This is a genomic window from Chryseobacterium sp. BGARF1, assembly GCF_001677955.1.
In the GTDB taxonomy this organism is placed as follows: Bacteria; Bacteroidota; Bacteroidia; order Flavobacteriales; family Weeksellaceae; genus Chryseobacterium.
Genome location: NZ_LELA01000024.1, coordinates 1 through 21407 on the forward strand (window position 1 = coordinate 1; position 21407 = coordinate 21407).

Sequence of the window (21407 nt, forward strand, 5' to 3'; positions counted from 1 at the left end):
AACAAACTTTGAATTTGTGGACTCTGCCTGCAATGGGTTTTTAAGTTTCTGGAAAAAGGTATCCTAGCTGAATGTTTTAAAATAGTTAAAATTTACATTTAGGCTTTGAAAAAGATCAGGGTTTATTTACAAAAGACAAATTAAAGTTGGATATGGTTTCGTATAATAAACTTTACAGGTATTTTAAAGGAATGATTATTTTAGGATTTAATACTGGTCTTTTTTTATATTTTAGAAACGAAAATAAGCTAAATGAAGATCTCTTCCATTGCGGTTTTTGCTCAAGAAATTATTTTTTCAGTTGAAGTACATGGTCTGAATATTATGTATATTTTTTTTGATCGTCTTACTACATTTTGTAGTAAGACCTTTTTTATAAATTGATTATTTATTTAGCTTTGAATAAAAACAATCTTATGATTTTAAATTATTAATTCCTTTCTGATATTCTTTACCATATTTGTTATGTGTGTAAAATTCAACATAAAGTATCTAAATTAATTGTAACAAGATGTCAAAAATATTACCTTTCTGATTAACTAATTAGAAGGATTGTCGCTAATAATAATTTAAATATTAGAGCCTTATTAAGTAATTTGTAAGACTTTCGCCTTCTGCTAAACCAATTTTTTTTCTAAGTCTATAGCGTGCTGCAACAATGCTATTATTGCTTTGTTGAGTAATAGCTGATATTTCCTTTATTGATAATGTCATTTTAAGGAACGCACAAAGGCGGATTTCATTTCTTGTCAGAGATGGGTGTTTATTGAGTAAGTTTTTGTAGAAATCCTCATGGGTTTCTTTAAAAAGTTTTTCAAACTCTTCTTTATTAAACCCCTTAGTTCCTGATTTTAGGTCTGTTATAATTCGGGAAATTACTTTTTTTGTCGAAATATTTGCTGAAGCCTTTAATTCCAGAAGATCTTTTTGTGTAGAATCTATTATTTCATTGGTTTGTAACATTTGAATAGCATTTTCAGTTAAGAGTCTATTCTTTTCTTCTAAACTTTCAGCCAATAACCTGTTTTCAGCAATTCTTCTCTTTAATTTATTTTTTTGCAGACTGCGAGATAACAAAGCAATAACTGATATTAAAATTAAAACAATAATACTGACAATATTGAGAATGTCTTTTTTTCTTTGCTTTACCAATAAGTCCTTTTCCCGCATTTTTTGTTGATGCTCCTGCTCAAGCTGACTCACTTTTTTAGCACTTTCATCATTACCCATTTTTTCACTGAGTTCTTTTGCTTGGTGCAGATATCGATTGGCAGTTTTAAAATCATTTTCCTGTTCATATAATTCAATCAATGATTCTAAACTTTTCTTCTTATTAAATGAAAATTGGTATCGATTGCTAAGATCAAAAGCTGCCAAATTGTAAAATTTAGCTGAATCCCTATTAGGGTTGATCTGAATATAGAATGAGCCTAAGTTATAATAGATTCCAGCGAGATCATTTTTTAACCCAGCTCTGTAAGCAAGCTTTTTTGCTCTTTGAAAATAATCAAAAGCTGTGTCATATTCTTTCAGATCAATATGATTGATTGCTATGTTTTGATAAGCCTTTACCAATCCTGCGGTATCTTTCAATTTTACAGAATAGTTGGCGTATTCATTCAACATTTTTAATGCCTTCACATAATTTTTTTCAGACCTTTCTAATACAGCGAGGTTATTAAATACAATATAACTTTCTGGACTTCTTTTTCTTTCAGTTGACTGTTGCAGCTCATGTAATGATTTTTCCCAGTATTCCTTTGCTTTTTTCTTGTCTTCTAAACGCCAATAAACTTTTCCGATATTATTGTAAATTATATGTTTTTGAAGTGAGCTTTCAGTGTCTTGCAATGTCAATTGCTTATTGTAATATTTAAGTGCTAAATGGTAAGACTCTTGAGAAAAATAAATATTTCCAGCAGCTTCATATAAATTAAATTTAACCTGTTCATCAGCTGTTTTTTCATACTCGAATGCTTCATTGAGGTAATTAAGCGCTTTAACTGCGTTAGTTTCATTGTTGGCATTCGCTAATTTGATTAATTCAGATACTTGCTTATTCATTTCTGATGAACCTTTAGATTGTCCAAATGAAATAAATTGGATGAACAGAAGTACAAAAATTAATATCTTTTTCATTAAAAATCAGTTATTCGTTTAATGAGATCAAATCTACATAAAAAATCATAGTTAATAAATGATCTACGTCTTTCAATAAATATGGGTGGAATAACTTTATAAATACTGTTTTCTTTAATTCTTAATAAGAACGTTTTATCTTAGTCTAGAGGCTATCGCTATTCAATTCATAAAAAATGGTCGGAAATAAGCCCGACCATCTTTGCAAAATCACATGTTTTATTTTTTGTGTGAGTATCACTCACCCTTTTTTATAATGTTTCATGGAAATCCTAGTTACTTTTTAGTGGTAATGACCAAGATTTTTCTTCCTTCCAGAGTTTCTGTCGTTATTTCGTCAATTATATCGGAGAAAATATGTGTAGCAGGATTTTCAAATTTATACCCTTCAATTAATACAGGAGTATTTTGTGAAATACCATTTTGAATATTAAACTCTTGTAATGACATAGAATCTGATAAACCATATTGCTTTTTTAATTTAACTTCCGCTAATCCATTGTCTGCTAAATATTCATACTTTTTTAGGTGTTGAGGAAGATTTGTACTTTGCTTATAAACTTGTATACTTTGCACAAATTTTTTTCCTGTATCAAACATGTGGACTGTGCCCACAACATCATTGCAGATGGCAAACTTCACATCAGACTTCTTCTGGCAAAATACAATGCACGATAAAAGCACCATTAATAAAAAGATAATTTTTTTCATAATCTAAGAATACGTATTTAATTTGTTGATAATTAATTTTTCTAAAAGGTATGGTTACTCTCTATTCTTAACTAAGATCCAGCCTGATAATTTTACTTGGCTTTTATTTTCATTCCAGGTAATGGTGTACCAATATGTTCCTGTAGAAATTAATTTATTTCCTTTTGTTCCATCCCATTTATATCCATTATCCTTTGAACCAGAAAAAATTTTTATTCCATATCGGTCAGAAATTTCAAAAAGTAATTCAGGTTTGTTTCCTAAGGCCGAATAATCCAAAACATCATTCTTCCCATCACCATTTGGTGTAATTACATTAATGATATTCGGAACTGTTATATTAACTTCTATGGGTTGACAATCAAAACTGTCTTTTACGAATACCTTCATATCACCTCTTGTAAGATTTGTAAAAGTATTCGAATCCTGCCAATTAATATTATCAATAGAATACTTATAAGGAGCCGTTCCACCGGTAGCAAATATGGTAATCTTATTATTTGCAATTTCAATATTGGAGATGACCGGCTGTTGAGTAGCATATACTTTGACGGATTGTTTTGTGATACATTCCCCTGTTTTGAGTTTAACCCAATATGTTCCAACATCTACATTGGAAATGACCTGTGTTGTTGCTCCAGTGCTCCATTCATAACCATCAAATCCGGAACCAGCATCTAAAGTAGTTCTGTTTTCTATACAAATCTCTTTGTCAATCAAAACAGCAGAGTGTACGGGTGGCAGTACAACTAATGTGATTTGGGCAATCTTGTAACATCCGTCCGCATTGCTGACTCTTACATACACGACTGCATTAGGCGAAATATAGTTTGTAATGTTGTTAATCTGATTGATCTCATTTTGTGCATCGAGCAACGAAGAATAGTACTTCTTCGTAAGTCCGGAACCTGAAACATTTGCGTTATTTAAATTAAATGATGCTGTTGATGTATTGGATTCAAGAAAACATGATCTTAATATAGCATTATTAGCACTAGGACCTTCAGAAACTATTAATGTTAAAGTAATCTGCTCACAGTCTATAAATTCAGGATCATTACCGCAGAATTTGTAAACAATTTTATCTGTGCCGATAAATCCCATGACGGGAAGATAGCTAATTATCCCTGTGGTGGGGTTAACTGTAACGATTCCGTTTGTTGGCTGAGTGATAATCTGAACAGTTCCAGGAACAAATGTTTGCGTGGAGGATGAAAATGCAGGAACAATATTTAAGTTGCCTTCGCAAATTGTTTTTGTTGAAATAGTTTCCTGCAGGCAACTAAACACTTTGTATATCGGCGTTGTAGTTGGAGGACACGATCCCACTGAGATTTTCACGGTGTAATTTCCAGATAATGCAGGTGTATGTATATTGCTGGTAGCTCCTGCTATTGGAACACCATTTCGATACCATTGATAGGTCTCATAGCTATCATCAACCTCCAGAATAAGTACTGGAATACAATCTCCACTTTTTTTGGAAATCAGTGGTATCGATGAAAACCCAGAAAAATATCCGCCGTAGCCTGCAGTACTATATCCTCCGTTAATTCCTGCTGTTACCGCTTTCGTTGAGCTAATGGTGAGGTTTCCTGTTACTCCCTGAATTGCATAAGTAACCCAGTTGGTATTTCCGGTCAGAGGATAGGGACCCTGAGCTGCAGTAGGTGTTACACCATTTACTGTTACTGCAGCACCTGCTTCTGTTAGAATGTTTAGTTTTAAAGTAATGGTTCCCGATGAACCGGGCATTGCATTAACAAGGCCGATTTCATCAATTTTTCTTGGCAAAAAACAATTGAGAGGAGGAATATAATTAAAGCCACCCGTTGCAGGACCTCCACTTGAGCCTACTAATTGGTATAAATATACATTCTTATTGGTTTTCACATAAATATTATAATGATTTGGCCCTTGTAATACATAAGAATTATTTAAAATTCTATAATGTTCTCCTTCTTGTAAAGTGACAGTAGGGGTAGTTCCATTGTTGAGATAAACTTGAGTATTATTTTCCGTCGCAACTATCACCCCTCCCTCCATATTATAAATGTCGGTAAGTGGAGATAAACTTCTGACCATGGCAAATTCATTTCCCAGACGCTCGACGGGTACAGATTGATCCATAATGAGATCTGATCCATTATTGGTCGCAATTGCCGATGCATACATACAGTTGGCATTTCCGTTGATAACAGAAATTGGTTTGGTAGAAACTATCTTGGCTCCTATAAATCCTTCTCTGTTGGCTGCAATGTCAGCTTGTCCGGCAAAAACGTAAGATTGTCCTTTATCTAAGGTAAAAGTAATGGAAGGTGGAGTTGTCGTAAGATTCACCAAATGAATATTTGGATCATATCCAGATACCGTGACACTTGTATTATCTTCCGTAGCAAGAATCCCTGTAGTGAAATTATGTGCCGCTGAGGTGGTTGTGATGGGAGCAGCTGCAACATAAAAATGAGTTCCAATTCCAGCTTTTCCTTTTGACGTGATAATTTCACCGTGTGCACTCATCGCTGCTCTCAAAGTCACAAAGTATGGTTTTGTTCCCTGAGTATAAATACCCATGTTTAAAACCGTTGCAGCTTTATTAGTCACGTTTGTCCAGATATACTGAGGGGGTAGGGGAAATGCAATAGGATTATTTTTACTTATCGTTACGGTTCCTATTTCTATATTATTACTGTATATCTTAACAGCAAAAGGGCTTACAGAGTCTGTTGAAAAATAAAGATTATGAGTGTAGGGTGTTGTGTTTGTGCTGTCAAAATACGGAGCAAACCAATGTTCGGTATCTCTTTGCGCTGACATATTGATACTCAGAATCATTAAAATGAGTGTAAATATAAATTTTTTCATGTTAAGGATAGTTGTTAGTATTAATTTTCTGGATTGTATAATTATTCCCTGTTTTTAACTAAAATCCATCCGGATATTTTTACCGGTGTTTTAGTTTTATTTTCATTCCAGCTAATGCCAAACCAGTAATTTCCGGTAGAAACTTTTTTACCACCATTAGTGGTCCCGTTCCATTTGTAGCCATTCTCTTTAGTACCTTCATGAATTTTCAGACCGTATCGGTCAAAGATTTCTACTATTAAATTAGACTTATTTGCTAATGCCGAATAATCTAAAACATCATTCATTCCGTCACCATTCGGAGTAATTACATTAATAATATTAGGAATGGTAATTGTTACTTCCATAGGGCTACATTCAAAGCTATCTCTTACATATACGGTTACATCTCCTCTGGTAAGATTTGCAAACGTGTTGGAATCCTGCCATATGATATTATCAATTGAATACTGATAGGGAACCGTTCCGCCTATGGGAAATACAGTAATTTTATTATTTGTAATTTCAATATTTGAGATAACCGGCTGTTGAGTTGCATAAACTTTTACGAATTGTTTTGTGATACATTCTCCCGTTCTGAGTTTAACCCAATATGTCCCGACACCGACGCTCGAAATCAACTGAGTTGTTGCTCCTGTGCTCCATTCATAACCATCAAATCCAGCACCTGCATCTAAGGTGGTTTTATTTTCGATACAGATCTCTTTGTCAATCAATAATGCAGAATGTACAGGAGGCAAGACAACTAAAGTTATTTCAGCAATCTTATAACATCCGTTTGTATTGCTGACCCTTACATATACAATTCCATTGGGCGCAACGTAATTGGAGGGAGGGTTGATTTCATTAGTTTGATTTTGGGCATCCGTTAAGGATGGATAGTATTTTTTTATAGTGCCGATCTGAGATGTTACTGCTGCGTTTGTCAAATTAAACAGGGCTGTAGCAACATTAGATTCAAGGAAACATGATCTTAACGTTGCATTATAAACGACAGGATTTGAAGAAACAGTTAATATCAAAGTAATTTGCTCACAGTCTGTAAATTCGGGATCATTTCCGCAGAATTTATATATAATTGTATCTGTACCTATAAATCCAGGGTTGGGAGTATATTCAATCACCCCTGTAGCCGCATTTAAGGTGGCGATTCCATTCGAAGGAGGACTGATGATGTGTACAGTGCTTGGAACCGGATTCTGAGCAGAAAATGAAAATTCAGGTATAATATTCAAGCTGTTATCACATAGATTCTTTGTGATGGTAGTTTCTTTAAGGCAGGTAAACACTTTGTATATTGGCGTTGTGGCGGGTGGACACGAACCTACGGAGATTTTTACAGTGTAATTTCCGGATAGTGTGGGTGCGTGTATATTGCTGGTAGCTCCAGGTATTAGTGCGCCGTTTCTGTACCATTGATAGGTCTCGTAGCTGTCATCCACTTCCAGAACAAGTCCCGGCACACATTCTCCTGATTGCTTGACAATGAGGGGGATGGATGAGAATCCAGCGAAATAACCTCCATACCCTGCAGTGGCGTATCCCCCGTTAATACCTGCCGTCACCGCTTTTGTTGAAGTAATTGTTAAGTTGCCTGTTATTCCGTGAATAGCATAAGTGACCCAGTTTGCATTGCCATTCAGAGGGAAAGGTCCCTGACTCGGGTTTGGACTCACACCATTTACGGTCACCGAAGCGCCTACCTCAGTAATGATATTTAATTTTAAGGTAATGGTCCCTATGGAGCCGGGCATTGCGTTAACAAGTCCGATTTCGTCGATTTTTCTTGGCAAAAAGCAGTTTAAAGGGGGAATGTAATTATATCCGCCGCTTGCAGAACCACCACCTGATCCTACCAGTTGATAGAGATATACATTCTTAGTGGTTTTTATATAGATGTTGTAGTGACCAGAAGTTCCTTGCTGTACATAAGAATTATTTAAAATTCTATAGTACTCTCCTTCCTGTAATGTCACAGTGGGAGTCGTTGCATTGTTAAGAAAAACCTGCGTATTGTTTTCTGTCGCAATTATAATTCCACCTTCCATATCATAAATGTCAGTTATTGGGGATAAACTCCGTACCATGGCAAATTCATTTCCGAGACGTTCAACAGGTACAGATTGATCCATAATAAGGTCTGAACCATAGGACGGTAATGATGCATACATCGAATTCGCATTTCCGTTAATTACAGAAACAGGCTTAGTAGCAATTATTTTTGCTCCTATAAAGCCATCCTTGTTGGCGAGAACGTCGCCCCTCCCTGCAAACATATAGGATTGTCCTTTATTTAAGGAAAATGTGATGGATGATGGAATAGGAGTAAGATAATTGATGAGTTTGATGTTTGGATCATAGCCTGAGACCGTTACAACGGTATTATCTTCTGTTGCAAGAATACCAGTAGTAAAATTATAAGTTTCTGATGCAGTTGTTATAGGCGCAGCAGCGGCATAAAAATGGGTTCCGATTCCTGCTCTACCTTTTGATGTAATTATTTCTGCGTGTGAATTCATGGCTGCCCGCAATGATACAAAATACGGCTTTGTACCTTGAGTGTAAATACCCATGTTTAAAACTGTCGCAGCTTTATTGGTAAGGTTTGTCCAGATATACTGTGAAGGAAGAGGAAATGCAACGGGATTGTTCTTACTTATGGTTACTGTTCCTATTTCTATATTGTTACTAAATATCTTAACAACAAACGGAGTTACAGAGTCAGTTGAAAAATACAGATTATGAGTATATGATGTACTATTGGTACTGTCAAAATAAGGCGCAAACCAATGCTCTTTGTCTCTTTGGGCAGATACATTGATACTCAGAATCATCAAAATGAGTGTAATTAGAAATTTTTTCATGTGTAGAATTAATTGTAAGGAAGAAATAGTTTACCACTTAAAGTGAATTGATGGCACTGGTTGAGATGATTTTCCTTGAAATTATTTAGATATATTTATTTCAATGAAAAGAAGTAACAGTATATAAATAACGTTATTGAAAGGCATTGGTTGAAAGAACCAGATCAAAACTGTAGCAATAATTCATTGCTACAATTTCATCTGATTAACAAATATGAAGAAAAACTACTCTTTAATTATTTTATGGTTCGATACCTGACCATTTTTATACTTGATGCTTACGATATATACACCTTTTGGCAAATGGCTGACATCCAATTTTTCATTTTTAATAACAGCATGCTTTATAACTTGCTGACCGACTGTATTCAATATTGTTACATTGTCAATCAGTAGGTTAGTTTTTAGGAACAAACTATCTGTAACAGGGTTCGGATAAATAGCTGATTGAATTAATTGGCTGGATGATACCCCTAGATTAGCAGTACCTAATTTGACTAGAAATACGTCACTGCTACCCAAAGACGTTAAGGTAGTATTTCCAAACATTGCTCCTGCGTTAAAATATCCTGTGACATAAATGTTGTCTGAATTAATTGCAATTCCATTACCTTGGACTGGTTGTACGTCCATTGCTGTACCTCCAAAGCTTACTGCTGAAACTGGATTTCCAGAACTATTCATTTTTAAAAGGTACACATCGTTACTACCTGCACTGGTTAAATTTGTGGCGCCAAAGGCAATTGTTCCGGTGTAAAAGCCCGAATTATAGATATAACCATTAGAATCCAGTGCTATCTTGTATCCACCTTCAGCACCTGTTCCACCATAACTTTTTGCCCATACTGGATTACCTGTAACATCGTATTTTACGACATAAATATCAGCTCCTCCTAAGGATGTCAATGTAGTGGAGCCAACGGTTAAATTATCACTAAACCCTCCAGTGGCATAGACATTTCCGGAAGCATCAGCTGTAATTCCGTATCCGTTGTCGCTTCCTGTCCCGCCAATTGCTTTTGCCCAAACAACATTTCCTGCAGTATCAATTTTTGTTATGAAAACATCATTATTGCTGCTTATCCCTGTTAATGTAGTTGTTCCAAACGTTACGTCTGGTCCATTAAAAATCCCGGTAATATATGTGTTACCCGAAGCGTCTGAAGAAATTGCATTAGCATTCTCATTTGCTGCAGATCCATAACCTTTCGCCCACATTATATTTCCTGAGGAATTAATCTTTGTTACAAAAATATCGTTGCTAGTGCTTGCATTGTTAAGCGTAATTGACCCAAAAGCTACTGTTGGACTTCCAAAAATTCCAGTGATATATACATTGTCATTATTGTCAATAGCAATACCGTTCACCGTTTCATTGGCGTTTGTTGTACCTCCAAAACCTTGAACCCAAATTACATCACCATTGACAGGATTAAGTCTACTCACAAAAATATCTGTTGTTGATGTTCCTGCTGCAGTCAGAGTGGTAGTTCCAAAAGATACTGTTCCCCTGTAGGTACCTGTCAAATATAATTTACCTGTTGGGTCTATTGCTACAGCCCTTCCATCGTCACCGGTTGCAGTTCCTCCAAAACTTTTTGCCCAAAGTACTTCTCCTGTAGATTTTACTTTTGCAATAAATATGTCATTTCCACCATTGGACGTTAGGGTAGTTGTACCAAGAGTTATACTTGCAGAATAAGCTCCTGTGATATAGACATTTCCTTCAATATCGGTAGCGATTGAAGTGCCTGTTTCTGAACCTGTACCTCCAAGAGCCTGTGCCCATTCAACTCCCGGAAGTGCTTGAGCAGATAACTTGGTAGTGCTTAAAATGGCAATAACTGAGATTGCTAAAGTGTAAATTTTGAATTTCATAATATTTCTTTGTTTTTATTGGGATAAACGTACGGGTTCTGTTCGAAAGAGAGTAATTTCACAACATTATAAAAGTACTATAGCCATAAAATAAAGATGATATTATATATACAATGTAAGTTAAGATATTAAAAATCAGTCATTTGATTGAATGTAATTTATTGTTCTTTTTATTGGTTTTATAGTAGATCATCGTTGATAACGATGAAATAATAAAGAAATAAAATGCGTTTGAAATGGATAGATAAACTTTAAAACTTTCGCATTTAAATAAAATTTCCCACAAATAGTTTTTAAAGGAACAATTATTAAACTTAACAATGGAAAAAAATTTAACTAAAGATTTAGAAAAGAATTTATCGAGTTATCCTAAAGACGAAATAGCTTTTTTCTATAATTATATATGAAATCGTTCAGGATAAAGAAAATTAGAAATTTGTCTTCAAATCTTTCAATTTTAAAATGGTTTACAATACGAAGATTACGGCTTTATCTAATTATAAATGTATAAATGAGGTGAGTTTGAATTCAACTAAGAGATGGGGCAGATCTGAAGAAGATTTTGTGGGAATAGTATAATCATAGCATAGATAAAAAAGAACTTTCCAGTTATTGGTTTTAGCATTTTTTACCCACTTTTGACGTAATCTTACAGCCTTTTCCATAAAAATCATTTTTAAAAGCTAAATGTTATTCCAAGTACAAAGACTATGGTAAATTATCTGCACCATAGAAAATGGTCTCATTATTTTTGTTGATCCCAAATTCGTGATGAAAAGGTATATGTCTTCCGGAAACTTCAAAATGTATTTCATTATTGATATTTCCTTCCTAATCATTCGTAGGAATGAGGTTGAGTAAAGATAAAGGATGATGAATTTTCTCGAAGTTATCAGAATGGCTGTTAGGCTAAAATATTGCAAAGTCGAATTCTCTCTGCTGGAAATAGATCCGAGGATTTGGAAAATTTCCGACGAATAGATTATTTTCAAAATGTCCATTATCACTAATACCTCAACCGTGATTTGAAAACATATCGCCAAGATTTGGAACCACCAATATAATTTCTTTGAAAGACCTTTGTAAAGTAAAATTTAAACAGAGAATAATGATAAAGACAATTTTTATAACTGGAGCTTCCAGCGGCTTAGGAAAAGTCACAGGTCAACTTTTTCAATCTAATGAGTGGAACGTCATCGCTACAATGAGAAATCCTAAAAAGGAAGCAGACCTCAATCATTTAATAAATTATTTAAAAATAAAATTGAAATGTCACCTTTGTAATTCAAGCAATTGTTTAATTAAGAAAGGTTGCGAGGAGTGTTTTAATTTATCAAATATTCTATATTTTATCTTCAACGGTTTGATCGTGAATCTTTTATAAAAAAAATCACAAAACTGAAGAAAAGTTAAAGATCTACGATCATCTTATCTGTCAGCCTCAGATATCACTAGGCTTGGCAACGTGTTTACTGTAAGTCTCCTGAAACCGGTCGTACGGTCAATTCCTCGACTAAGGCATGTTCGCTTAATAAGAGTGTTGAATTGATAAGTTTTCCAATATCTGAAGGCAATATAAATGCGTTCTGTGGCAAGTCTATACCATTCCATTGATCAGTTTTGGTAACGCCTGGATGAATTAGGGTAACACCAATATTATCCTTCATAAGTTCCTGTCTCAATGTCAATGCATAACCTCTCAATGTCCATTTGGATAGTCCATACAACGGTGCTAAGGTGTAAGCTTCAGTACTGGCTGTTGAACCTATAATATAGATCCTGGCCTTTCCTGATAGTTTAAGGGCAGGATAATATCTTTTTACAGTATGATAGACGTGATAGACATTAAGGTCCATAATGTCGCTAAGATCTTGAAAATTGGATTCGATCAATGATTCCATTCGACCATAACCTGCATCAAAGATCAATATGTCCGGTACAAAGTCTATATCTTTTGAATACTGTAACAATCGATCTATCTCACTTTCCTTACTTAGGTCACAGTCGAATAGTTCGATCTTTAAGTCTTGATTTTCCATTTCTGATTGTGCGACCAAAAGGTTTGCTTCTGTTTTCGCAACCAAAAGCAGATCATGTCCTGCCTTATTCAACTCCAAAGCAATTCCTTTTCCTATTCCACGGCTTCCTCCTGTTATCAGTATATTCATTTTTTAATGTCTTAGGATTCAAAATTAATTGAAATTAACTTAATTTTGAGTGTCGAGCTTGGCAAATTGAGGTAACAAAAATGTAACAAGAAAATCATGAAAAACTATAATAATGTCACCGAGGACTGCAAGAAATTTTTGATGGGCATTAATGATACAATGGACATTATCGGGGGAAAATGGCAATTGTATATTATTGCATCTCTGTATAACGAGAGTCGAAGATATTCAGAGATACTGAAAGAACTATCTGGCATTTCCGGCAGGATACTCAGCATGGAATTAAAAAACATGGAGATGAACCATATTATAAGGAGGAGAAATATCGAAGCACAACCCCAGACCTTCAGTTATGAACTTACGGATTACGGACAGACTTTAAAACCAGTGATCCACCTGATATCAGACTGGGGCATAGAGCATCGAAGAGAGATCGTCGGTCGCCTTTAAGTTCAATAGGTTCAGAATTTTGTAGAATACGTAAAGCTTTCCTTGTCAGAAAAGTTCTTTTTTCAATGATCTCAAAGAATAGTTATTCGAACAGAAAAAATCCCCTCAGAGCAATCTCTGACGGGATTAAAAAATATAATGAAGGTTTGTGTTTTTATATTATGTTTATCTGCATTATTCTACTGCAAGCAGCTATTTCAATAGTTACAAATGTATTGTACTATTGCTAACCTCTCTTATATCTTTTGCTGATAAGTAATTATTGGATCGCTAATTCCAGCTCATCCATGAGTATTTTTAAATGTGACATATCGGTCTTAAAACTAGAAATGCATACCCTGAGAACACTTGTACCATTATTATCCACTTTTGAAAACCAAACTTTTTTTCTGTTCAATGCATTTAGCAGTACATTTTCAATATTTTGACGGTGGTATGGGTGGGTAAAGCAAATGACCGGAAGAGGGGAGTTGCCAACGATCTCCCATCCATTTTCAATTAGTAATTTTCTGAACTCGTTTCCCATTTTGATCTGATGGGTCAGTAATTCACCAATATTCCTACTTCCGGATTCTGCAAGCAGCATGAATATTTTCAGGCCGATAAATCTTCTGGACCATGCAAAGCTGACCTTGTAGGAATCTACATTGCCGTCTATCTCATCAGGAACGTAGCTGGCATCTACAGAAAATGTTTTTTTCATCGCTTCCTTGTGAACCGTCAGGAAAAATCCGGCTCCTGTCGGAATTGGCAAAGTCTTGTGCGGGTCCCACGTGATCGAATCAACCTTGTCGATCCCTTTAAGATATGGGCCTGCTTCTCGTGAGATCACAAAACCTCCACCCCAAGCAGCATCAAGATGCATCCATAGTTTTTGGTCCTTGTTGATTTCAAGAATCTTCTCAATGGGATCAATGACACCATAGGATGTTGTTCCCAATGTGGTGACGATCATAAATGGCTCTTTATTCTGTTTCTTATCTGACTCGATCTGTAATACCAACTGTCCGACATCCATTTTTCTGTTATCATCTACGGGAATACGGACAACTGCATTTCTTCCGATGCCACTTTGATGAGCAGCTCTTACAATAGAGTCATGCGCATCTTGCGAGACGTAGATGATCGGCTGTTTTTTCAGGGAAAAAGCCCCTTCATTTCGATATTCAGGAAATCGGGTTGTTAAAGCAGTGATCACTGCTGTGTAATTAGATTCTGAACCGCCAGAAGTAAACGAGGCAAATGTTTTCTCGGGATCGTATCCAAACTTTGAGATCAGAAACGATAAAGTATGTTTTTCTATCTCATTGGCCGCAGGAGAGAACCACCAGGTTGCCATTTGTGGATTATATATGGCCGCAAGGGCATCTGCAACAACTCCGGAACTTGTAACACTGGGCTGGAAAAGTCCAAAATGCAATGGGTGGTTGGTCTGTAAATTCCAATTTTCAAGAGCAAACTCGACATCATCAATGATCTCTGATAGGTCTTTTGGCTCGTTAAAATCATATTTTGATAATTTCCCTCTAATATCCTCAACAGAGATATCCAATATTGCATCTTTTTTAGAAAATGCATCAAAAAGTTGCTCAGAGCGATTTGCTATGGCTATCAATTCATTTTTCATTATAATTTTTTTACTTTATTTTTAGGTAGATCACTTTTTAACGTGCCTTTATATTGGACTTTACTTTTTTTCTGCAGCTATCATCGTTGCAGTCATCTTGCATATCAGTTTTTCTTCCTTGCTATCGTATACAAAACCTTCGCATACTGTGAGGGTCTTTCCGGATTGTAGAACTTTACCCACGGCAATGAGTTTGTCAGTTTTTGCAGGTTTCATAAAATTCATCTTAAACTCGACTGTCAATACCTCTACATTTTCCGGCATCATGGTCAAGGCTGCATAACCACAAGCCGAATCGACAATGCTTGTGGCAACTCCGGCGTGAAAAAAACCATGTTGCTGGGTCAATGTCTCTGAAAATCCGCATGTGATCTCCACCATTCCTTTCTCGACTTTTGTGAGTTTTGCATTTAAAGTTCTCATCAAGCCTTGTCTATCGAAACTTTCTTGTATTTTCTTATGCATAGAATTAATTTATTGTCAGTAATTTCCAGAATGACCGTGCTTTTATTGCTGATAAATTTTGACGCTCAGATTTCTCAGTTGAACTATCAGCTTTTCGTGAACAAAGAGGTTTGATCGATAGGTCACTCTTTTGATACATCGACCCATTTCATATATCCAGACATTATCTCCAACTCAGGTATCGACAATTCAATAGTAGAATTGTTGCTTCCACAGGCAGGATACAGCTTTGTAAAATTCTTCAATGAGACATCCAGATGAACCTTGACATTATCTTTGACCCCAAACGGGCCAACACCTCCGACAGGATGCCCCACCAACTGTTCAACTTCATCAAATGCGACCATTTTAGCCTTAAAACCGTATTCATCTTTAAATTTCCTGTTATCGATCTTGCTTGTTCCGGCTGTAACAATGAGGATGATTTTGTCATCAGAAATATCATAAAAAGACATTGATTTGGCTATCTCTCCAGGACTTACACGTAATGCTTCAGCGGCCATCTCGACTGTATCCCCGGCCTTATCAAAAAGGTATACATCACCATCTCTTTTCCATTGTCGCAGATGGGTTTTTGCTGTTTCTATACTCATCTCTTTTATTTTGTTTTGTTTAGGTCAAGCTGCATCTGGATATTGCAGCGTTTGTATGGAGTAGGATGGCCGGCAATTTTTTGAAAGCCCATCTTAGAGTAGAGATTGATCGCTGGTTTCAGAATGGTATTGCTTTCAATATATATCTTTGAGGCTCCCAGCTCCCTGACCGCACTCACAACTGCCTGACCAAGAAGCCAGCCGATGTTCTTACCCTTTGCCTTAGGTGAGACAGCCATTTTGGCCATTTCAAAATCGTGTGCTGATCCCTCAAGTTTAATTAAAGCGCACACGCCCAGAGGTTCACCACGATACAGTGCTACAAATATTTTTCCACCTTTCGACAGGATATGCTTTTCAGGATCGTTCAGCACTTGACGGTCTGCATCCTCCAATTCAAAATGGGCAGTGATCCATTCTTCATTCAAAGATTTAAAGACTGGCTGAAATTTGGATTCATATTCAACAATTTCAACATCTTTGCTTTCACGAAGTTTCTTCTGATCCTCAACTCTTTTGAATAAAGATTTTTGCTCAAGTAAAAATTCCCATTCTGCAATGGCTTCCCAAAGATTATGATTGGCTTCGGCAATAAGGCCGTCTATGGCGATCTCGATATCGGCACATTGAATTTTAATCATCTTTTCCGCAAGGACTATCCCTTTTTTAGACAGGCCTACCACATTCCTCCGTTTGTCATCAGATCTTAAGTTATCTTCTACCAGTCCCGCTTTCGCCATTTCCTTGATAATCTTTGTGACGGAGGGCTGGGAATGACCGATCTCATTTGCTATCTCAGTTATCGTACTTGCTTCACATTCCGAAAGGGTAAAGAAGACAGGGAACCACTTTGGCGAAAAATCAACGTCATACAGTTCGTAGATCTTTGAAGCATCCTCTGTTACTTTTGTCGTCAGTAGACGCAGTCTGCTCCCTAGTGCCATTTTGCCTGTTTTATTGAAGAAATCCATATTTATATAAGTGTTTTTATTTATAGCTTTCATTTTCGTTAGGAAAACTATTTTCCTTGACGTCCTTTATGTAATGCGTGGTCGCTTCGGTTATGATCGTATGCAAGTCTGCGTAGCGTCGGAGAAATTTCGGAGAAAAATCCTTGTTCATCCCAAGTAAGTCCTGAATGACCAAAACTTGCCCGTCGGTTCCCGGCCCTGCACCGATTCCTATAGTCGGAATCTTGATCTTTTGAGAGATTTCAGTGGCCAGGGCAGAAGGTATTTTTTCCAATAGTATCCCAAATGCTCCCAATTCTTCCATTAAAAGACAGTCCGCCATAAGTTTTTGAGCTTCCTCCTCGCTTTTACCTCTGATCGCATATGTCCCGTACTTATTAATAGATTGGGGCATGAGTCCCAAATGTGCCATGACAGGAATACCTGCATCGATAATCTTTTTGACGTCCTCTTTGATCTCCGCACCTCCTTCTACCTTGATCGCATCGGCTCCTGTCTCCCGCATGACGCGGATGGTAGCGTGAAGTGATCTTAATGGATCACCTGATACTGTCCCAAACGGCATATCTACAATGACCATAGCTTTATGGACACCATTGACGACCGATTTCGCATAATAGATCATTTGATCGAGGGTGATCGATAACGTTGTTGCATTTCCAACCATCGTATTCGAGGCGCTGTCTCCGACAAGCAATACATCAATGCCGGCATCATCAAGTATCCTTGCTGTTGTATAATCGTAGGCGGTCAATACACTTATCTTCTCACCATTCGACTTCATGCTTTTTAGCTGAGTGGTCGTTATCTTTTTTCGGTCTTCTTTATGGATTGACATTTATTTTTATTTATTGGGTTTAAAAACTGATTTTGAATCTACGTGCTAATGATGAAAAAGTCAAGATGTAGCAAAATTTAATGTTACTATTAGTTTGGACCTGATCGCAATAGGTTCTTTAAGTGAATTTATCTCCATCGCTTTTATTTGCCAATTTTCATCAGGGTAACAAGAGATGTTGCTACCAGTCTTTTTTCATCATTTTCAAAGACAAAACAGTCCGACCTACAGATGGTCAGAGTTCTACCTGTTTTTACCACTTCTCCAATTGTAAGAAGTTCTTTACCTGAAGCAGGACTTAGATAATTGATCTTTAGATCGACAGTGACAAAATAAGCATCATCATCTTGAGTGGTGGCTGCAGCAAAATAAGCGGCAGTATCAGCTGCTGCGGCCAAAACGCCCCCATAGAAAAAGCCGGCTCCTCTGATCAATGCCTCTTGCGATGGAATAATAACTTCTGCATAGCCAACTCCAATAGCTCCACTACTTGCGTTGTACAATTTCATAAGATTCTGAGCGCAGATTCCCTTTCTGATCTTATTCTCTTTTTCCTTATCCAGTTTAATTATCTGTGGTTGATGCATAATTATAAAATTATTTTTATAAGTGATTACATAATTGGTTATGCAAATGTATAAAAAATAATATATAAATATTATTCTTTGACAACTTTTAATAATTCAAGCAATTACATTTAAAGAGAATTGTATAAAATACAGATTATGGTTGTGATGAAGTGGATTTGAAAAGCTAACTTCAGTTGTGTAATCAGCAAAGAATGCTGCTTTATAACTCAAATTCGTTTTATCAGATAAGTTGGGTTAATATTTGTGACATGCTTATGGGTTGTGCGATGGTCAGATCTCTTCAATGATAGTCCAATGTAAGACACCGCTTTAGAGCAATAGTTATCAGTGGCGGTAGGGAATCGCCAAGTCGATTGAGAATTTTGCATCAATTATTATCTTTGATATTTAACGAAATTAAATGACCGGAATACACCAGTAGTGATAATCACTATTTTAATGCGGGTACAGCCGCGGAAATTATTCCATCTGGTCTTTTAATGGAAATTCTTTTGATTTCTTTTCTTGTCTTTAGATCAACCACCGCAATATAATTTTGAGGGGTACATGATATGAACATCCTGTTGTCCTCATCAATAAAGATCCCTGCACCTTGTCCGAAATTCTTTTTATCTTCCAGTTTGCGGGTGGTCCTTTCATAGAAAAGAAGATCTCCTGTTTTGACGCTCACAATACATACCGTCTTTCCATCAGGTGTGATCTTTAAGCGATGAAGACCCTGAACGCCAGTCTTTATTTCTTCTTTAATTAACCTTTTCTCCAGATCCAGGATTACAATCGTACCATCTGGCCTTGCGGTCCATAATTCCTTCTCATCTGGTGAAACATCGAAACCTTCGGCACCGATCCCCACATCGATCAGCGACTGGCGCCATTCTACCCTTGTTTTTGCATTGGGAGGTAATACGCCTGTTGGTGGCATGTATGGCGGGATTTCTCTGTTTTCGTAAATACTGACGGTGCCACTCTCAACATTGGTGGTATAAAATGTCTTTCCGCTTTTGCTGAGATAGATCAAGTGCGTAAAATCCTGTCCTGTACCCAAAGCTTGGACAGCTTTATCCTTTTTCAAATCATAGATAACCACATTCTTGGATCCCTGAGCAGTGAACCACAAGTTATCGTCCCTGAATACAAGACCATGAGGAATGGTAAAGGGTCTTGTATCTATTGTTTTTTCAGGATCAAGCGTTTGCAAGTTGATAATATTGATCTCATGTCCGGCCGCATTCATTGAGGGAATGGATATATAAGCTTTTGTAATGTCATGATTCGTGACGATCTCATGGGGGTCATCGCCCACAGATACCATCTTAACGACCTCCAATGTCTTGTAATCCAACACAACAAGCTTCTTTTCTCCTTTTGAGAGTGCCAAGATATAATGTTTCTGACCGTATGCATGATTTTGTAAAATGCAAATTGCAAAAAAGAGTGCATTTTTTAGATAATTCATAATTTTAATATTTCTGGTTTTTCACCAATGATGTCTCGTACATCTTTTGATACTTTTATGTTTAGCTCCAATCTTTGTTTTTCAAGTTCTCTTTTACGAATTCTATTAAAAAAATGGGTGTAATGCCCAAATAGGAAGCGATATGCTTTTGAGAAATTCGTCTTTCCAAAGCAGGATACAACTTTTTAAATGCACTATATCACCCTTGCGCTGTATTTGTGGCATTTGAGGTAAGTCGATTTTGGTGTAGACCAAATCCGTTTTGAAACATGATCCTAAAAAAGCGTTCAAACTTTGACACTAAAACATAGGTTTTTTCCAAATCTTCACAAGAATAAAATAGCAACTTACTATTTTCCAAAGAATTGATCGAGTATGAAGCGAAAGTATGTGCAAAAAAGCTTGCAATATCTGCAGTCCACCAATTTTTAGGACAAAGCAAAACATTTCTTTCAAAATCTTCGAGTCCTGAACTGAAAAGACACAGGCAACCTTTGTTTACAAAATAGATATTTCTACAAGCATTTCCTGCGGCTAGAAGCAAACGGTTTCTCTTAATATCCTGAGATTGCAAAAATGAAATCGCAATATCTTTTTCTTCGTCTGAAAGAGCGATGTGTATTGCAAAATTATCAAGGATATGCTCGTTCATTTGTTTTTTACAAATATAAGAAACCTATCTAACTCTTCTGAACATTCATATTAATAGAAAGTAATTATTCGTGTAAGAAGTTGGTTTCATTAAACTAAAAGCAGTCAAGATAATCTCGGTATCTTCCGTCTGAAAAGATCACGCGCAAGTGTAGCGTCCGACATTGTGATGAGATTCAGGTTCAGTCAGAACTTCAGATTTTCTTCAAGCGAATTTTTCCAAAGACCCGACCGTAACATTGACCAGAGCATCTACGCCAACTGCTTCAAATGGAGTTTCGATCCATTTTGCGTTTTCTAACCAGATAGGATTGGACTTTCTACGATTTTCTATTTGATTTTAAAAGTTTATTAATATTTCAGATTATTGTTTTAGTTCTATTACAATGAGAAAGTACTATGCAAATTAATATTATTAAGTTTAAATATCTTTCATAATAAACCGGTAAAAGGGCAGCTAAGGTATAGCGGCCAGCCCATTCTTTTGCCAGCCAAAAGACTACGGCATAAACGGTTTCCTCCCTAAAGGTACCCTCCAATTATTCCGTTTCCTTTTGTCTTTCCCCCTTTGTCCGCTAAGATTATCTGCTTTCTTTTTTCCGGTTTTTCTTTTGAAAAATATTCAGCGAAGCCTGGAAGGCTTTCAAAGAAAGGACGGAGAAGATATTGAGAACAATTCAAAATGTACAATCTTAAAAACAACGATTATGAACATTATCGGAAGACTGACAAGGGATGCGGAAGTACGCAACTTGCCAAAAGATAAAAAAGTAGTTAATTTCTCAATTGCTACCAATGACAATTATCGCAACAAACAAGGCGAACGAATTGAACAGACCACCTATTTTGAGTGTTCTTATTGGATTTCTGAAAAGGTTGCCGACTTTTTAACAAAAGGTACTTTGGTGGAACTCAATGGCAGAGCCTACGCAACAGCATGGATAGGAAATGGCGGAGAAGCACACGCAGGAATGAATTTTCATACATCCCAAATCAAGGTTCACAGCGGTGGCAAAAAAGCTGAAAGTAAATCTGCAGAATCCAACAAAACAACCAAGGAAGAAATTGGTAATTCCAAATCAAATGAAAACGATAAGGATGATGACCTACCATTTTAAAACTATCAAATACAATTTTCTAA

17 protein-coding genes are annotated in these 21407 nt (G+C 36.3%); 2 read left to right on the forward strand and 15 right to left on the reverse strand.

What is annotated here, in order from left to right; translation table 11 throughout:
- Window positions 1–576 precede the first annotated feature (576 nt).
- The 7 genes from AB671_RS04225 to AB671_RS04255 all read right to left on the reverse strand — a co-directional run bounded on the left by AB671_RS04225 (window position 577) and on the right by AB671_RS04255 (window position 12625).
- A complete protein-coding gene (locus AB671_RS04225; protein WP_066674928.1) occupies window positions 577–2139 on the reverse strand; it encodes a tetratricopeptide repeat protein in 1563 nt (520 codons plus the stop codon).
- Between the two features lie 276 nt (window positions 2140–2415).
- Window positions 2416–2850 carry a hypothetical protein gene (locus AB671_RS04230; RefSeq protein ID WP_066674926.1) on the reverse strand — a complete coding sequence of 145 codons (435 nt, stop codon included), beginning with the start codon at window positions 2848–2850 and terminating at the stop codon, window positions 2416–2418.
- A 54-nt stretch (window positions 2851–2904) separates the two neighbouring features.
- The gene (locus AB671_RS04235; RefSeq protein ID WP_066674923.1) at window positions 2905–5715 is read right to left on the reverse strand and encodes a gliding motility-associated C-terminal domain-containing protein; all 2811 of its coding nucleotides are present in this window, start codon (window positions 5713–5715) and stop codon (window positions 2905–2907) included.
- Window positions 5716–5756: 41 nt separating this feature from the next.
- Window positions 5757–8579 carry a T9SS type B sorting domain-containing protein gene (locus AB671_RS04240; protein ID WP_066674920.1) on the reverse strand — a complete coding sequence of 941 codons (2823 nt, stop codon included), beginning with the start codon at window positions 8577–8579 and terminating at the stop codon, window positions 5757–5759.
- Window positions 8580–8804: 225 nt separating this feature from the next.
- Window positions 8805–10457 carry an SBBP repeat-containing protein gene (locus tag AB671_RS04245; RefSeq protein WP_066674916.1) on the reverse strand — a complete coding sequence of 551 codons (1653 nt, stop codon included), beginning with the start codon at window positions 10455–10457 and terminating at the stop codon, window positions 8805–8807.
- Window positions 10458–10954: 497 nt separating this feature from the next.
- Window positions 10955–11122: a hypothetical protein gene (locus AB671_RS22170; RefSeq protein WP_157444115.1), complete on the reverse strand. Its 168-nt coding sequence runs from the start codon at window positions 11120–11122 to the stop codon at window positions 10955–10957.
- Window positions 11123–11926: 804 nt separating this feature from the next.
- The gene (locus tag AB671_RS04255) at window positions 11927–12625 is read right to left on the reverse strand and encodes an SDR family NAD(P)-dependent oxidoreductase (protein ID WP_066674913.1); all 699 of its coding nucleotides are present in this window, start codon (window positions 12623–12625) and stop codon (window positions 11927–11929) included.
- A 96-nt stretch (window positions 12626–12721) separates the two neighbouring features.
- Here AB671_RS04255 and AB671_RS04260 point away from each other — a divergent pair, with 96 nt between their 5' ends.
- Window positions 12722–13075 carry a winged helix-turn-helix transcriptional regulator gene (locus AB671_RS04260; protein WP_066674911.1) on the forward strand — a complete coding sequence of 118 codons (354 nt, stop codon included), beginning with the start codon at window positions 12722–12724 and terminating at the stop codon, window positions 13073–13075.
- A gap of 259 nt (window positions 13076–13334) precedes the next feature.
- Here the strand turns inward: AB671_RS04260 and AB671_RS04265 are convergent, their stop codons facing one another.
- The 8 genes from AB671_RS04265 to AB671_RS04300 form a co-directional block, all read right to left on the reverse strand.
- Window positions 13335–14702 (reverse strand): pyridoxal phosphate-dependent decarboxylase family protein, encoded by a 1368-nt coding sequence (locus AB671_RS04265; RefSeq protein WP_066674908.1) that lies wholly within the window; start codon window positions 14700–14702, stop codon window positions 13335–13337.
- A gap of 60 nt (window positions 14703–14762) precedes the next feature.
- On the reverse strand, window positions 14763–15167 hold the full coding sequence (locus AB671_RS04270) for a PaaI family thioesterase (RefSeq protein ID WP_185114058.1): 405 nt from the start codon (window positions 15165–15167) through the stop codon (window positions 14763–14765).
- Window positions 15168–15289: 122 nt separating this feature from the next.
- Complete coding sequence (locus tag AB671_RS04275) at window positions 15290–15760, reverse strand: YbaK/EbsC family protein (protein ID WP_066674904.1); 471 nt, start codon at window positions 15758–15760, stop codon at window positions 15290–15292.
- Between the two features lie 5 nt (window positions 15761–15765).
- Window positions 15766–16731: a helix-turn-helix domain-containing GNAT family N-acetyltransferase gene (locus AB671_RS04280; protein ID WP_066674932.1), complete on the reverse strand. Its 966-nt coding sequence runs from the start codon at window positions 16729–16731 to the stop codon at window positions 15766–15768.
- Window positions 16732–16747: 16 nt separating this feature from the next.
- Entirely contained in the window at window positions 16748–17569 is an 822-nt protein-coding gene (gene panB / locus AB671_RS04285; protein WP_066674902.1) for a 3-methyl-2-oxobutanoate hydroxymethyltransferase, read from the reverse strand.
- Between the two features lie 143 nt (window positions 17570–17712).
- A complete protein-coding gene (locus AB671_RS04290; RefSeq protein WP_066674899.1) occupies window positions 17713–18156 on the reverse strand; it encodes a PaaI family thioesterase in 444 nt (147 codons plus the stop codon).
- A gap of 433 nt (window positions 18157–18589) precedes the next feature.
- A complete protein-coding gene (locus tag AB671_RS04295) occupies window positions 18590–19615 on the reverse strand; it encodes a YncE family protein (protein WP_066674896.1) in 1026 nt (341 codons plus the stop codon).
- 199 nt (window positions 19616–19814) lie between these two features.
- Window positions 19815–20267, reverse strand: coding sequence for a Crp/Fnr family transcriptional regulator (locus AB671_RS04300; RefSeq protein WP_082987227.1), 453 nt, complete (start codon window positions 20265–20267; stop codon window positions 19815–19817).
- A gap of 706 nt (window positions 20268–20973) precedes the next feature.
- Here AB671_RS04300 and AB671_RS04305 point away from each other — a divergent pair.
- A complete protein-coding gene (locus tag AB671_RS04305; RefSeq protein WP_066674930.1) occupies window positions 20974–21384 on the forward strand; it encodes a single-stranded DNA-binding protein in 411 nt (136 codons plus the stop codon).
- The last annotated feature ends 23 nt before the right edge of the window (window positions 21385–21407 follow it).

Coding starts and splice junctions, on each gene's coding strand:
- AB671_RS04235 (WP_066674923.1), bottom strand. CDS start 5,715: ATGAAAAAATTTATATTTACACTCATTTTAATGATTCTGAGTATCAAT.
- AB671_RS04270 (WP_185114058.1), bottom strand. CDS start 15,167: ATGCATAAGAAAATACAAGAAAGTTTCGATAGACAAGGCTTGATGAGA.
- AB671_RS04300 (WP_082987227.1), bottom strand. CDS start 20,267: ATGAACGAGCATATCCTTGATAATTTTGCAATACACATCGCTCTTTCA.
- AB671_RS04280 (WP_066674932.1), bottom strand. CDS start 16,731: ATGGATTTCTTCAATAAAACAGGCAAAATGGCACTAGGGAGCAGACTG.
- AB671_RS04255 (WP_066674913.1), bottom strand. CDS start 12,625: ATGAATATACTGATAACAGGAGGAAGCCGTGGAATAGGAAAAGGAATT.
- panB (WP_066674902.1), bottom strand. CDS start 17,569: ATGTCAATCCATAAAGAAGACCGAAAAAAGATAACGACCACTCAGCTA.
- AB671_RS04230 (WP_066674926.1), bottom strand. CDS start 2,850: ATGAAAAAAATTATCTTTTTATTAATGGTGCTTTTATCGTGCATTGTA.
- AB671_RS04260 (WP_066674911.1), top strand. CDS start 12,722: ATGAAAAACTATAATAATGTCACCGAGGACTGCAAGAAATTTTTGATG.
- AB671_RS04290 (WP_066674899.1), bottom strand. CDS start 18,156: ATGCATCAACCACAGATAATTAAACTGGATAAGGAAAAAGAGAATAAG.
- AB671_RS04265 (WP_066674908.1), bottom strand. CDS start 14,702: ATGAAAAATGAATTGATAGCCATAGCAAATCGCTCTGAGCAACTTTTT.
- AB671_RS04240 (WP_066674920.1), bottom strand. CDS start 8,579: ATGAAAAAATTTCTAATTACACTCATTTTGATGATTCTGAGTATCAAT.
- AB671_RS04245 (WP_066674916.1), bottom strand. CDS start 10,457: ATGAAATTCAAAATTTACACTTTAGCAATCTCAGTTATTGCCATTTTA.
- AB671_RS04275 (WP_066674904.1), bottom strand. CDS start 15,760: ATGAGTATAGAAACAGCAAAAACCCATCTGCGACAATGGAAAAGAGAT.
- AB671_RS22170 (WP_157444115.1), bottom strand. CDS start 11,122: ATGGAAAAGGCTGTAAGATTACGTCAAAAGTGGGTAAAAAATGCTAAA.
- AB671_RS04295 (WP_066674896.1), bottom strand. CDS start 19,615: ATGAATTATCTAAAAAATGCACTCTTTTTTGCAATTTGCATTTTACAA.
- AB671_RS04225 (WP_066674928.1), bottom strand. CDS start 2,139: ATGAAAAAGATATTAATTTTTGTACTTCTGTTCATCCAATTTATTTCA.
- AB671_RS04305 (WP_066674930.1), top strand. CDS start 20,974: ATGAACATTATCGGAAGACTGACAAGGGATGCGGAAGTACGCAACTTG.